Raw genomic sequence first — 13,045 nt, 5'->3', positions numbered from 1 at the left:
TTGAAACCGTCAACGTTCTCCAAGGCTCCAAACTTGCGGAAGCCATCACCTATTCTGTCAACCAAAAAGCTTCATTGAGCGCGTTTCTCGAAGACGGACGGATTGAATTATCTAACAATCGAGCTGAGAATAAAATTCGCCCCTTTGTTATAGGAAGGAAGGGATGGTTATTTTCAGATACGACCAAAGGGGCCAAAGCCAGCGCCATCGTTTACAGTATTGTGGAAACAGCTAAGGCTAATAAAATCAACGTCTACATGTTCCTATTCTATATCTTCAGTAAACTGCCAGGAATTGACTTCAAGGCTAATCCATCACTACTTGAGGACTTTATGCCCTGGTCACAGAAACTGCCAGACTACTGTCGCAACAATCAATAATAGCTTGGATGGTTCGCCCCAGTATGATGAATTGTACTGGGGTTTTATTTTGTCAATGCACTGCTTCGTTAAGCGCTTACGTTGAATCTAGAATAGAATTAAAATTCTATATTGTTCAGCCTGCAAATTTCCAAAAGAGGATTATTTATGATCAAATGATCATTTGCAAAAGGCCTTATTGCTGGAATGAGTAGTATAATCGTTCAGAATATCTACGCTTCTATTGTTAGTTGATTTGGATCTACTGTAAGCGGTGGAACAAATACCGTGGTACAAAAAACTGGCCCTGATTTGATTATTTTTGGTTTTTACGGGGTCAACGCTAGCTCTATCAATATTTATCTTCATACAGATATATTAACACCAGTGTTAACTATTCTCAATATTCCAAAAATTATTTTGTTGAAGTGCTCCTCGCTCAATTTGCTATTAACATTTTATATTTACTTGCTCAATCCTACTCTATTTTCTCATGCATAGAAACATATTTCTAGTCAGCATTTTGTAATCTACGAATTGATTCTTCACGGTATCAATGACTAAGTATGCCTATATCCTTTAGCTATTTCACAGAAGAATAGTATCAATAATTCAAAGCTTGTACCCTTTAAAGTATGTGGTCATTTCCTATTCTACGACCAGCGTCAAAGATTCAACAAAGAATTAATACAGTTCATAGAAAAATAAAATTAACTTGGTTGCCTCACTCTATACCTCTTATCCTTTTTTCTTGTGCTGTCCCAGCTCTTTTTGAAGTTTAACTATTAATGCATCGACCTTACAGTTCTGAGCCATAACCGCCTCATCTTGAATGATAGGAGTGCCGTTTTTTAAAGCTTCTTCCACAAGCATGTGCAGCTTTTCTTTCTCTTTTTTCAGTTTTTCATTGAGAGGCATTTTTTTCATGCTGAAATCTTCTCCTTTGTTTTAACCTGCATATATGAATATTATGGTTCCAGAAAGCCTGTTTCGGAGATCACTAAGCCATCTCTCCGGAAAAATAAAGCAACTTCACCAGTATATTAGCCACCATGTATTTTTGTTGATGCCAGAGAAAGACTTGATATGGGGGCGTCAGATGCTCAATTAACTCCAGATTATTTAATTTGGTTTTCTTGAGCGTATACCGTTAGTATAAATCGCCTCAATTTATATTTCAACGGTATTCCGTTAATTATATGCAAAACAAATTGCTATCATTTAATTAACGGAATACCGGTTAGAGGTGATGAAATGAATATTTCTCAGGCAGTAGTTAAACGCATTAAGCTGTTGTGCAAAGAACATAGACTAACAGTCAATGCACTTTGCAATGCTTCAGGTGTAACGCAATCAACTGTAAATGACATTGTGAACGGAACAACATACAATGCAGGAATTGTAACCATCAAAAAGCTATGCGACGGATTTGGAATTAGTGTTCGCGACTTTTTTGACTGCGATCTTTTTTCTAATTTGGAGCAAGAGGTAAAGTAGCCGCAGTATGTGGCAGCCTCAGAACAGACTGAAAAAGCCGCCACACTAGTGACGGCTCTATCAAATTACATATTGGAAAGTTTCGGTTTACTTTTAATATGAATTTTAAGAACGCTCTGATACGAGCTATCTTTTCTTCATTGTTAATTTGGTCATTAAGCAACATGCCTAACTGTCCAAAGGATGCCGCAGTTTCGTAGGCCCACTGGAAATATAAACCACCCAAACAGGTGGGAAAAAGAGTTATTTTACATTATTGAAATCAGTGGGATCAAATCCACTTTATTTATCCTGTCCGGCAAAGCTTCTCCTTTACTGCAAGCCTTTGCCTGTACGAGAATAGAACCTCAGAAGCAAAAAGGTAAAGCAAGTCATTTTTTTCACACAGCGCAAGCTCTGAGAATGACGCTGAAAAAGGATACAGTAATTAAGGCTTTTACCACTGGTGTGCTAAAAGCCGCTACACCATCATGTTTCTGGCATCGTTGTCAAGGGTAGTATTTTCTCCTTTCGTCGAAAATCTCAAATTCTAAAACAGGGAGCAGCGGCCCAAAGATTCGCCATAATACTCAAGTACATAAGGAAGTATTACTGCATTGGCCAATTTTTTAACACAATTGCTTCCGCTGATAAGAATTTATTGCCGGTTTATCACTCATCCTCAACCATTCTTGCTTCCTATTCTTGATCTCAAGCTTACAGCAAAAGGATTTAAGGGAAAACCATAGTCCCTGCTATTTCCAAATCAGGAAACCAATACGACCGAACTGTTTCCTGTTTCCTGTAGGTCCGAAAATGATCAATATCCAGGTCTTTAAACCCATAAACCAGTATAATCTCCTGATCAGGATCGACAATCCAAAACTCCCTGACCCCGGAAATCATAAAGGTATTCAGCTTATCTACCATATCTTTGGATCTGGTGCTTGGCGATAAGATCTCAACAACCAGGACTGGCGTGCCCATATACCGGCCTTTTTCATCGGTGGTCTCAGCCACATCACAAGCAACAAGCAGATCGGGCTGCATTACATCAGGGTCTTTGAAGCCTTCTTTCCGGAAATGTACATCGAAAGGGGCATAAAATACCTTACACCCTTTCCCTTTGAGATACTCCTTGAATCCAACATGTAAGTTTCCCGAGATTTCTTGATGGATAGTGCTTGGCGAGCTTAACAGCACAATTTCACCGTTGATGAATTCCATGCGCAAATCGCTTTTCTCGTAGATTTCCATAAATTCCTCATAGGAGACTTTTTTGCCTCCGTACTGGTAGTCCAAAGCCTTCTCCTTCATGAGAAAATTGCGGTCGCTATCTGTGATGTAAGGTGTGAGCCTCACCGCTTTTTTACCGTTTTTGGTAATTACCACTTCATTATCATTGATTACATAATCCAAATATGTCCCGAGATTGCTTTTAAGCTCGGTGGCTGTAATTATATTGTTCGATTTTTGATTGTCTTCATCGTTTATATCGTTCATATCGTTCATAATTCCAATCACCCCGTACGATAATTATATTATATCGAACGATGATTAGCAATCCTTTTTAGCTCACTGCGACCTTTCGGGCAAGCTCAAACACGCCATCCTGTCACATTTTCTCCTTCAAACCTCTCGCTAAAAAATCAATCACCTTATTTTTATACGCTTCATGGGTATCTGGATCCTTGGCAGCTAACTCGCTCAACTCCCACATCAGTTCCTTGAATGTTTTGTCCAGGCTCTCGTATAAAAAGGCGATTTTATTGGCGCAGGTCTTGATATCGGTTGTACCGCCGTCAGTCGTTTGGAAGAGCTCATCAAACTCCGAACCCATGGCGGCGCCATAGCCGGCTAAAAGCCAGCCATGTTCGGCATCGGCGAAAGAAAGTTTAGCAGCGGGAGATAAATTTGGGCCGGTATCGATTTCAGCCTTTTCCCAATTCTGCCCGCCGTCTGTCGTACTACAAACAATTATTTGGGGAGAGGATTCCTGGGTAATGGCAAGCACCGCGTCACTTTCTGAGACGTTACTTGCAGCTGTACTTGCGCCTGTGCTCGACGTATTGCAAGCCGCCAGTCCGCTAAGCAGGATGATGCTTACAAGCACCAAGGAGAATGTGATGACTCTCCGACGTATACGTTTATTCAATGTATTGGCTTTAATAATATTCATCCCCTCCATTTTTCAATCAACCTTCGGGAATATGAGATATTTATCTTCAACCCAAAAAGACCATCCTCCCGGTGAGTCAAGATAGGCAAAAGTTTCTTGTCTCTTCTCAATCCTTCCCCTGACATCATGAGTAAGATTAGTTGAGGTTGCCGATTTTATTTCATTAAACTGATCAACTTCATAAATTGGAGTACCTTCTTTTAGAAATACATCTCCCTGTACAAGTTTGACATTATCTTTGGTTAATTTAACTGTTTCTGATTCCGGAATCCATCCTTTAAAATTAACCGGAGTGTCGTAGACAGGCATAGCTACATATAACCACAATTGTTGACCTTGACATTGAGCGGCATCTAATACTTGAATAATCTTCAACATCATGCTGCAGGATAAATTTCTCCCGCTCATCTTCCGGAATCCCCAGAAGGAGAAGGGCCTGGTAGTAGGTCAAATTCGTCAGCGCTGACGAATTTGACCTACCGCTGTCAGCGGTGGAAGCGAACAGTTTATCTCCATATTCTTCAAAGAGCTGCATCAGCCTGTTGGCTATGCGCTGGGAATAGCTCACCGATTCGACTAACCACTTTCCCCATTCTCCATGCGGGAGCAGGGCTTTGGCCTCCTTCAGGCGCTTACCGACCTCGATGGCATTGGTAAGCATGATTTTACAAGTCTGTTGTTTGATCCTATTAATCTCAGCCGCGATGACAAGTGGCGTACGTTCAGTGATTTGTTCATTCATTTTGATTCCCGCCTTTTTAATAGCTTTAATTACAGCATACGTAGACGGGCTTCGGATGGTGAAGGCTTGGGTATACCATCTCCCTGGCCTTTAAAAACAAGAAGGTATTGCTCATTGCCAGCCGGTACTTTATGGATTTCATTGTCGAGCAGTACGGGCGGACTTCCTGAGTAATTTGTGGAATAAAATAAGCGGCCTGTGCAATCGTACACGTGTACGATTGCACAGGCCGCTTATTTCGCTTAAGTAATCAGTTCTGGACTTTTATGGGTATTCGGGCCTGATTTGTATTTGATTAATTTTTTATACGAACGCTTATTTAACATCACAATATTTAAAAACCGTTTTAGAAATATCTGTTATCATTCTTATTTCTTGCCGGCTGTGATCGCGCAGTAGGTAAATCAATTCATCAAGTTCTGGATTTTCTCTCGGTGAGGAATCACTAACCAAGTAATCTAAACTGGCCCCTAAAACTTTAGCAATTTCAATTAAAGTTACAAGGCTTAATTTTCGTTCTCCCCGCTCAATTTGCCCAAGAAATGAGGCGGAAATATTCGCTTTTTCAGCTAGCACTTCCTGAGTCAATCCTTTATCTAATCGTTCCTGTTTTATTCGTTCTCCAATTATGCCGTAATCCACTAACCACAACCCCTTTAATAGTAACTATAAAGGTTAGCTTATGCTTAATTAACACGCTATAAGCGTTATATTATATTGCTATTAGCTGTATTTTGTCTTATACTGTTAATATCATGATAAGATTCTACATTTCGGGCAATTAAACCTAATATAAAGGAAGAATAATAATGCTGGTAGCAATTTGCGCTAGATCGGCCAACGAGAATGATGTCATCATGCAAGTTAAGAATTGTAGGCAATATATCTTAAAAAATTGGAATCTAGAGACACAAATAAAACTATTTACCGAAATTGTGGAAGGCCCACAAAACCTTGAGATCTGTTTGGAATTACAAAAGCTACTCAAAGAAGCCAATTACCTTGATGCTGTAGTGGTATCCCATCCCCTTAGCTTCTTCTCTCATATTATGAACGAATTTATTATCATTTATAAAATAATTGGAAGGCGTAAAATTCATTATGCAATCTACCTTCCAACTGATAATTAATTAAGATTACTGTCTTATTCGGCTAAATTTTATCAACAATACCGGTAGCCCTAGATTATAATACTAGAATTATCATTTTAATGGCTCATATTTAAGAGGCATAAAAACGAGTCTACTTTCAGAAGCTTCTGATTTGACAACAATACGAGCCTTCTCAATTGCTGGATTTGTATACCGTGAAATAAGCGGCCAATCCAATAATCGTACAATTATACGATTATCGGGCTGGCCGCTTATTTCACGTAAGAAATCAGTCCCGGACTTTCTATGGTCTCCACGCCTGATTTGTACTTAGCCAATGATCTAGCTTCAAATTTTATAAGTATTGTCTAACACTATCAATAGTGATATTTTGAATCAACAGTGGTATACTATAATCAAAGAGGAGTCATGTTACTCGCATGACTCCAATATAACAGCCGCTTAAAGAGCGGACGGCTTCAAAAGTGCGGAATAGACCGAACCTTTGCTGTGAGGCGGTCTATTTCCGTTTATGGAATGAAAGTATTAACACTACCAATGTTGCAAATGAAATCATCAGCATCAAAGTCTGGTATACTTCCACGGCATCACCTCCCTTCGGAGGAATGCCGACCGCCCTGCAAGCCTTTTTCTGTTACAAATAAATTATAGCATATAAGCACTCAATTTTGGGTGCTTTTTATTATGTCTAAAAGGAGGTTTGTATACATCTCCACACAGCTTGCATGTATCTATCACAATACAGATATAAATGATTTTCTGAATATCTTTCTTCTTACTTTTCTCCCGCCTTAAAGTTATAAATCGGCTGAATAACTTTCATAATATCCGCTGTCGGACCAATATGCTTTACGATGTCATCCATTGTCTTATAAGCCATTGGACACTCATCCAAGGTTTCTTTACTGACAGAAGTCGTATAGACCTCCTTCATCTGTTTTTTAAAGTCTGAAACGGTAAAACTTTGTTTGGCCTTGGTCCTGCTCATGAGCCTGCCTGCACCATGGGGAGCAGAACAGTTCCAATCCTCATTGCCTTTGCCAACACAGATGAGGCTACCATCCCTCATATTGATGGGAATTAAAAGCTTTTCCCCTTTCTTTGCGGACACTGCGCCTTTCCGTAAGATCATTGTGTCGGTGTCAATGTAATTATGAGTCGTAGTGAACTGCTCCACTACGTCTAATTTCATTCCTTTTACGATCTCAGTAATCATGGCTTTACGGTTGAGCACTGCGAACTGCTGGACTATTTTCATATCATGAATATAGTCCTCAAACAGGCTCCCGGTTACATAGGCGAGAGGAAACGGAATTTCGGTCAGCACCTGATTTTTAAATTCCTTCAAGGCATTCTGGATTTCCTTATCACGGCCTTCAGACTTTAAACGGACAACGAGTGCCTCCATATCTGATTTGTCATTATGGTTTATCTGCTTATACCCAGCGTCTTGATAATATTTTGCCACCTCAAGTCCTAAGTGTCGGCTCCCTGAATGAACTACAACATATAAGCTGCCCGCCTCATCCTTATTAACCTCAATAAAATGATTGCCACCACCCAATGTCCCAATACTTTTTTCTGCTCTGTCCAATTGCACTGCTTTAGGACAACGAAGCCCTGTTAAATCAATTTGTTCGTTATACCGATGGGGTGTCTTCCGCACCTCAAAACCTGACGGTATATTCTCATAAATCAACTTATCCAGCTTTTGCAGTTCCAATCGTTTGTTGCTGATTGAGATAGTTTCCATACCGCAACCGATATCTACCCCCACTAAGTTAGGGACTACTTTATTCGTAATGGTCATCGTGGTTCCAATTGTGCAACCAGCTCCGGCGTGCACATCCGGCATGACCCTAATTTTGCTTTCTTTTACAAAATCCTGATTACAAAGGGTTTCAATCTGTGAAGCAGCCCCTTCTTCCAGAATATCCGTATACACCTTCGCCATATTATATTTCCCTTCTATTTGCATCATTTTTATCCACCGTTCCATTCCTATATTAAATAACATAGTCATACCTAGCTTCATCAATTATCCAGTATTTATATTAGTTTAAACTCCTTGCCTTCATAAATTCTCATTGGGTTTCCTCTGGTAAGCAGGTTGTGCTGCCTCCACATAGATTCTTTATGGCTACTGTTATTATCTTCATTTTTCGCCTCAATAAGGTTTGCCAAGCGGGCAAGTGCCAGCTTTTTATTCATATATTGTGATCGTTCCTCATCTGCTGTAACCGTTAACCCAGTAGGTATGTGAACTGCTCTGACTGCCGTTTCCACTTTATTTACATTTTGGCCACCCGGTCCGGAACTTCTCATGGCGACAATCTTTACATCTTTTTCTGTAAAGTGGAACCTTTCAGCCGACTGATATACTTCAATATTAATAAACCAATTCTTTCTTCGATGATTAGGCCTGTATGGACTTGGGCAAATCCAGAGGATTGTACCTTTCGTGCTGTCAGTATCACCCTTAAATTCCTTCGGATCGATGGATAGAAGAATAGATTTATAGGTACCGTTATAGTGTCCGGGTACTGAATCAATGACTCTTGTAGTTTTATTTTCATTCAATATTGTTTTCAGGAAAAGACCTACTGCCAGTTCACATTCATCAGGACCTTTCCCTGAGCTAATTTGCATCCACATTTCCGGAACCTCCTTGACTTTTGAAAAGAAAATCTCAATTGTAGAATTACTATCTTCTAGTGGCAAGAACAAATTGTAATTCTTTTATGACATTCTCGCTGATTAATCCTTTTAGGCGGATAGTCTCATCAAGATTGATAATCTCTTTCTCTGTATCTCTGTCTGGCTTAGAGTATAAACTTGTAGATTTAGGCAACCAATTATTTAATATATTTCTTGCTTCACTCAAAACCGGCTCTTGCTCTCTGGAGATGGCATAAAGAATAGCTAGAAGAGCCTGCCACCCTCCGTAACTATAAATTATTTGAAGTGCAAAAATTCGTGTATTAAGATCTTCGCTCTTCAATTTCTCTTTCATTACAGAAAGTATTTCTGGCATTTTTGCTTTTTTGAGAAGACGTTTTGCTGTTTTTTTAATCTTTGGCAGATCAGAATTTAAAGCGTCCAATACAAAACCAACGGTATCCACTTTCGATAGTTGCCACATCGCTATCAGGGAAGCTAGTCTCATTTTAGGTTCTTCATTTGTTTTGAAACCACAAACAATATCAAAGTCTCTTTGGCCACCTGTTTCCCCTAGCCCAACAATGGCTCCCGGTAAAGGGTTCTTTAGAATTTTGAGTCTATAGAATTCTGGAATATCTGTGACCATTGAATGCTTTTTTACGATAAATCTAGCGTCATCTCGCACGGAAGCAGACTCATCTACCAAAAGCATCTCTATAATTCCCCTAAAATTCAGGCAGACAACATCTTCATGTTCCCTTAGTACTGCCGTTTTAACTTTAGAGGATTTGTCCTGAAGCAATTTTTCAATAATCGCATCTCGGGCTTGAGGTTCAAGAGATTTTATTGCTCCCACAAGCCACATCCTAACTTCAAATGATTTATCTTGAAGAGCAGAGATTATGATGGTTTCATCATTGACAATCCTATCCTTCAATAGCTGATAGCAAAACAGCCGTGTCTTAACCTGAGGATGTTTTAGCTTCCTCTTAACTATATCTTTAAAGGAATCATCTTTGAGAAAATCTTCAACTTGCATTTTTATTTGGTTAAGATCCACCCGAACCGAGTCTTGTAATTTATTAATCAAATCAAAGTGATTGATAAAAAGATCTATGTTGTCAGGAATGAACATGTTTTTAATAATATGTTCCGCCAGATTTCTTACAGATACAACCCAATCATTGAGCCTTAAAAGAATATATGGAACAGCGCTTGGGCTTTTTACACCAGATATTAATTTCAAAGCCTTCTCCCGAACATAGCCATTACTGTTGAGTGACGCAATACCTAACAGGTGAACGGAGATATCGGTCTCAAACTCTAAAAGGCTAACCAGGCTTTTCTCATCTATCCTAGTGTATTTAACCTGATCGTAGATGCGGCTCCAGTCCTTACCCCCAATTTTACTCATGATTCCTGCAGTTATTTGGGCAGCAGTTAAAGCAAGCGTTGTATTTTTTACGAAAATTAGAGGAAAGACGTATTCAATATCCTTTGGATCGATATCTTTGCTTAACCAATGCAAGGCAGCTAGTTTATCTTTAACTTTCGGAAATCCGAACATTTTTAGGGGTTTGATTAGAGTCTGATGTGCAGAGTATTTATCAAGATATTCCCTCATTAAATCACCTTCTTTTCTCGATTCCCCTCCCGAAGGAAGGAAATCTCTCCTACCAGCCATTGGTTCTTCGGAGAGATTTTTAACGAGCCCTCATCTTAATTCGTTGACTTAGCCGAGAGCAAATTGTTCAGCTGTTCAAGCAAGCTGCCTCCACCTGTAAGGGATATATTTCCGATCTTATCACAGATTTTTTCTAAGAACTCCAGTTCCTTTAACCGATAAAGAGTCTGGTTTTCCTCCATCAGCTTTGCCGTATTTAAGAGGCTTCTGGTGGAAGCAACTTCCTCTCTGCGGGTGATGACGTTGGCTTGAGCCTTCTTTTCCGCAATCAACACGGTATTGAGAATTTCTTTAATATCCCCTGGCAGAATAATATCTTTCACCCCAACAAAAATAAAGTCCACACCAAAACCGGAGCTTTTCTCTTGGAATTTTTCAAGGATGTAGTTCCCTACTTCTTGCTTTTTTAAAAGAAGATCGTCTAACTTTAATGATCCTATATATTCTCTTAAGATGAGCTGTAAAATGATATAAAGCTGTTCCTCAAAGGACTTTACTTCAATGACTTTTAGTGGATCGATAATTTTGTACTGACAGACAAAATTCAATCTTAAGGTGATCTTGTCTTCCGTCATAATTTCTTGACCCGTCATATCTATCTGCTGCTGTCTTAGATCTACATTTTTCACGGCAATATGTATTGGACTCTTCCAGAAGTAATATCTGCCGGGTTCCAATATCCTTTGAATTATATTGTCGTAATAGAGAATCCCTTTTTCATAGCTTGCAACTTCACAGTAACTCAAAAAACCGGCCAGCTTCGGGCTACTGTAGACTGAAGGATCTATATCCCCTTGGACTTGGGGATTTCGTATATCTATGATGATAAACTCATGCTTTTTCATGACGTTCCAGAATGCATATTTTCCTGGCTTTAGCACCTCAGTAAGCTTCTTATCTTCAAAATGGATAGCAATCTCATAGTCCTGGATATCGATTACTGTGAGTTCCTGCAAAAGTTCATGATCTCCAAGAAACAGATTGATGTTTTTACCGTTCGTCTCGAAGGTATTATTAACATCTGATGTCACAACCTGATATTTAAGCAATGGATTAAGGTAATGTTTCCCAGGTTTTAAGCATTTTGTATAGTTACCGTCTTTGAATAATAAACCTCTTTCATCATTCTTAATGCTTACCTTCATTTTAATCCATCCTTTTCTTAACAATTTTTGCTGAATCTTTTTCGAGAATCCCTGCGGAACCTTAGCGGAGTACTGCTTAAGGACAGAGTTACCTATCTTGGTCATGATTAATTGTTTATGCCTCAGACATAGCCTTGGCGTGAACTACTTCAGACAAGTTTAGGTTCGCTTTATCCGGTATCCGCGCACTTCATGGCTTAAGTCCCGGTGTCTCTGCAGATGTACTGCCTAAACATGGGATTCTCTCTAAAGATTCAATCTTCAGGTGACCATTGAGAGCTAACCATAGCTTCAGATCCTTAAATCTGATGGGGATTCGAACCCCTTGCCGAAGGCTCTACCACTGAGCTAATTACCTTACGGTAATGGAGGAATCGAACCTCCGTTCCTCGGTTCTTGAGCTCCACATTCCGATACCGGCATACCTAAATCTTAAGAAGTCAGGCACCGTAAGATTATACTGAAATCTATGTAAAGGAATTAGGAACATTTTTAGTATACCGGGATAATTTGCCGGTCAAAAGACAAAAAGTTTGCAACATTCATCTTGTTGCAAACTCTAATGATTTTCTTACTCGGCTTATTATTTCATCAGCGATTCTTTGAGGGGATGTTACTTTGACATAGGGTCCTAAAGAAATAATACTCCGTATTAAATTTTCTTCTTCAAATAGGTAGTAATGAAGTTGTAACTCGTATTTATTATTTCCTAAATGTTTTGCTGATCTCTCCATACCGGAAAAGCACATAAAACTTCTCTCCATCGCTCCCTTTTTGTCCGTAACTTCTAAGACTATGGGCTCTTGGGAGTATTTTTCGAAAAGTAATGCCCTCGCGGTTTCTCTATCTATGGGGACCTTCTCGTTAACGATCCTTAGGTTTGACAGTGTAAAAAGGTTGGCCATAATCGGCCTGTTATCATCAAGGGAAAACATAGATATTCGAAATCTACCGTCTCTTATTGAATATTCAAGGCTAACCGGCATGGCCAGTTTATTCTTATGAACATACCCTTTTCTATCTTGGTTATCATAGCGAATAGGCTTTTCTTGAATTAACGCTTCTAAGAGCAATCTAAAATTATCTTGGTATATATCCGGCTGAGAAATCTCCGGCAGCTGAATGATATTTGTCATTTCCAGATAATCTTTTTTAATCGGTGTATCAATGTCACGAAGAATGGTTTGTAGTTGGGCCAAAGTCTCGTCACTTAAAGTCATTTCTATTCCTGGTTGGCTAAGCAACGCTTTTAACCATGCTTTTTCTAGGTTTGTTGTCGCTTCTCACCTAAAATGACGGCGTAAATCTCACTGCCAATGGCGGAAGAAGTGTACTGACAACATGCCAAGATCTGTAGAATTGCAACGACAACACATGCAAATTAAGAAAAATCCCCAACACGCACATGCTAATCAATGTGTATATTGGGGATAATGTGGATAACCTTTACATAGCAGTACCACGTTGCCGTTCAGTATCCGCTAAAATACGCCCAATGTGAGCGTCCTCAATGACCTCACTTCCTGTTCGCTTAGCCTCATACAGGGCATGAGTACAAATCGTGTTAATGAGTCGAGGAATTCCCTTTGTCTCTGAGTGGATAAGTCCGATTGCACTATCCGTGAAAACAGGGGTAGTAACTCCAGCTTGCTTCATTTGGTGGCGAATATACGTTGCAGTCTCTTGG

The 13,045-nt window shown here is 39.5% G+C and carries 14 protein-coding genes and 3 pseudogenes; 4 read left to right on the top strand and 13 right to left on the bottom strand.

Going from position 1 to position 13,045, the window contains the following annotated elements; translation table 11 throughout:
• Together JL57_RS14145 and JL57_RS34435 are read left to right on the top strand one after the other, a co-directional pair.
• Nucleotides 1-380, top strand: a 380-nt coding sequence (locus tag JL57_RS14145) for a transposase (RefSeq protein WP_034142680.1), incomplete at its 5' end; no start/stop codon positions are given.
• 516 nt (nucleotides 381-896) lie between these two features.
• Nucleotides 897-1,067: pseudogene (locus JL57_RS34435) on the top strand (alpha/beta hydrolase); the annotation flags it as partial.
• 30 nt (nucleotides 1,068-1,097) lie between these two features.
• Here the strand turns inward: JL57_RS34435 and JL57_RS14140 are convergent.
• Complete coding sequence (locus JL57_RS14140) at nucleotides 1,098-1,286, bottom strand: hypothetical protein (RefSeq protein WP_034142679.1); 189 nt, start codon at nucleotides 1,284-1,286, stop codon at nucleotides 1,098-1,100.
• Nucleotides 1,287-1,613: 327 nt separating this feature from the next.
• On the opposite strand from JL57_RS14140, the gene JL57_RS14135 reads away from it, so the two are divergent.
• Nucleotides 1,614-1,856 (top strand): helix-turn-helix transcriptional regulator, encoded by a 243-nt coding sequence (locus JL57_RS14135; RefSeq protein ID WP_034142678.1) that lies wholly within the window; start codon nucleotides 1,614-1,616, stop codon nucleotides 1,854-1,856.
• 711 nt (nucleotides 1,857-2,567) lie between these two features.
• On the opposite strand, the gene JL57_RS14130 is transcribed toward JL57_RS14135, so the two are convergent.
• From JL57_RS14130 to JL57_RS14110, 5 genes and pseudogenes are all read right to left on the bottom strand, one after another.
• Entirely contained in the window at nucleotides 2,568-3,338 is a 771-nt protein-coding gene (locus JL57_RS14130) for a type II toxin-antitoxin system Phd/YefM family antitoxin (protein ID WP_034142685.1), read from the bottom strand.
• Between the two features lie 112 nt (nucleotides 3,339-3,450).
• Nucleotides 3,451-4,014 (bottom strand): hypothetical protein, encoded by a 564-nt coding sequence (locus tag JL57_RS14125; RefSeq protein ID WP_291300090.1) that lies wholly within the window; start codon nucleotides 4,012-4,014, stop codon nucleotides 3,451-3,453.
• Between the two features lie 12 nt (nucleotides 4,015-4,026).
• A complete protein-coding gene (locus tag JL57_RS14120; RefSeq protein WP_291300089.1) occupies nucleotides 4,027-4,323 on the bottom strand; it encodes a hypothetical protein in 297 nt (98 codons plus the stop codon).
• A gap of 49 nt (nucleotides 4,324-4,372) precedes the next feature.
• A pseudogene (locus tag JL57_RS14115) lies at nucleotides 4,373-4,756 on the bottom strand (DUF3102 domain-containing protein); the annotation flags it as partial.
• A gap of 315 nt (nucleotides 4,757-5,071) precedes the next feature.
• On the bottom strand, nucleotides 5,072-5,398 hold the full coding sequence (locus JL57_RS14110) for a helix-turn-helix domain-containing protein (protein WP_034142676.1): 327 nt from the start codon (nucleotides 5,396-5,398) through the stop codon (nucleotides 5,072-5,074).
• Nucleotides 5,399-5,565: 167 nt separating this feature from the next.
• On the opposite strand from JL57_RS14110, the gene JL57_RS14105 reads away from it, so the two are divergent.
• Nucleotides 5,566-5,886 (top strand): hypothetical protein, encoded by a 321-nt coding sequence (locus JL57_RS14105; protein WP_034142675.1) that lies wholly within the window; start codon nucleotides 5,566-5,568, stop codon nucleotides 5,884-5,886.
• 481 nt (nucleotides 5,887-6,367) lie between these two features.
• On the opposite strand, the gene JL57_RS36425 is transcribed toward JL57_RS14105, so the two are convergent.
• The 7 genes and pseudogenes from JL57_RS36425 to JL57_RS14075 form a co-directional block, all read right to left on the bottom strand.
• Nucleotides 6,368-6,451: a putative holin-like toxin gene (locus JL57_RS36425; protein WP_366557028.1), complete on the bottom strand. Its 84-nt coding sequence runs from the start codon at nucleotides 6,449-6,451 to the stop codon at nucleotides 6,368-6,370.
• A 192-nt stretch (nucleotides 6,452-6,643) separates the two neighbouring features.
• The gene (locus JL57_RS14100; RefSeq protein WP_034142682.1) at nucleotides 6,644-7,849 is read right to left on the bottom strand and encodes an RtcB family protein; all 1,206 of its coding nucleotides are present in this window, start codon (nucleotides 7,847-7,849) and stop codon (nucleotides 6,644-6,646) included.
• Between the two features lie 68 nt (nucleotides 7,850-7,917).
• A complete protein-coding gene (gene prfH / locus JL57_RS14095) occupies nucleotides 7,918-8,523 on the bottom strand; it encodes a peptide chain release factor H (RefSeq protein WP_034142674.1) in 606 nt (201 codons plus the stop codon).
• A gap of 49 nt (nucleotides 8,524-8,572) precedes the next feature.
• The gene (locus JL57_RS14090) at nucleotides 8,573-10,153 is read right to left on the bottom strand and encodes a HEAT repeat domain-containing protein (protein WP_034142673.1); all 1,581 of its coding nucleotides are present in this window, start codon (nucleotides 10,151-10,153) and stop codon (nucleotides 8,573-8,575) included.
• Between the two features lie 95 nt (nucleotides 10,154-10,248).
• Complete coding sequence (locus JL57_RS14085; protein ID WP_034142672.1) at nucleotides 10,249-11,358, bottom strand: slipin family protein; 1,110 nt, start codon at nucleotides 11,356-11,358, stop codon at nucleotides 10,249-10,251.
• A 542-nt stretch (nucleotides 11,359-11,900) separates the two neighbouring features.
• Nucleotides 11,901-12,578: a WYL domain-containing protein gene (locus tag JL57_RS14080; protein ID WP_291300088.1), complete on the bottom strand. Its 678-nt coding sequence runs from the start codon at nucleotides 12,576-12,578 to the stop codon at nucleotides 11,901-11,903.
• Nucleotides 12,579-12,804: 226 nt separating this feature from the next.
• Nucleotides 12,805-13,045 (bottom strand): annotated as a pseudogene (locus JL57_RS14075) (hypothetical protein); the annotation flags it as partial.

This window comes from Desulfosporosinus sp. BICA1-9, assembly GCF_000802135.1.
The sequence above is the reverse complement of the archived record's forward strand: the minus strand, read 5'-3'. Positions and strand labels throughout refer to the sequence as shown.

What these genes read in the sequence shown, in the direction of transcription:
- JL57_RS14140 (WP_034142679.1), bottom strand. Translation starts at nt 1,286, where the DNA reads ATGAAAAAAATGCCTCTCAATGAAAAACTGAAAAAAGAGAAAGAAAAG.
- JL57_RS14100 (WP_034142682.1), bottom strand. Translation starts at nt 7,849, where the DNA reads ATGATGCAAATAGAAGGGAAATATAATATGGCGAAGGTGTATACGGAT.
- prfH (WP_034142674.1), bottom strand. Translation starts at nt 8,523, where the DNA reads ATGTGGATGCAAATTAGCTCAGGGAAAGGTCCTGATGAATGTGAACTG.
- JL57_RS14085 (WP_034142672.1), bottom strand. Translation starts at nt 11,358, where the DNA reads ATGAAGGTAAGCATTAAGAATGATGAAAGAGGTTTATTATTCAAAGAC.
- JL57_RS14120 (WP_291300089.1), bottom strand. Translation starts at nt 4,323, where the DNA reads ATGCCTGTCTACGACACTCCGGTTAATTTTAAAGGATGGATTCCGGAA.
- JL57_RS14080 (WP_291300088.1), bottom strand. Translation starts at nt 12,578, where the DNA reads ATGACTTTAAGTGACGAGACTTTGGCCCAACTACAAACCATTCTTCGT.
- JL57_RS14090 (WP_034142673.1), bottom strand. Translation starts at nt 10,153, where the DNA reads ATGAGGGAATATCTTGATAAATACTCTGCACATCAGACTCTAATCAAA.
- JL57_RS14130 (WP_034142685.1), bottom strand. Translation starts at nt 3,338, where the DNA reads ATGAACGATATAAACGATGAAGACAATCAAAAATCGAACAATATAATT.
- JL57_RS14105 (WP_034142675.1), top strand. Translation starts at nt 5,566, where the DNA reads ATGCTGGTAGCAATTTGCGCTAGATCGGCCAACGAGAATGATGTCATC.
- JL57_RS14135 (WP_034142678.1), top strand. Translation starts at nt 1,614, where the DNA reads ATGAATATTTCTCAGGCAGTAGTTAAACGCATTAAGCTGTTGTGCAAA.
- JL57_RS14125 (WP_291300090.1), bottom strand. Translation starts at nt 4,014, where the DNA reads ATGAATATTATTAAAGCCAATACATTGAATAAACGTATACGTCGGAGA.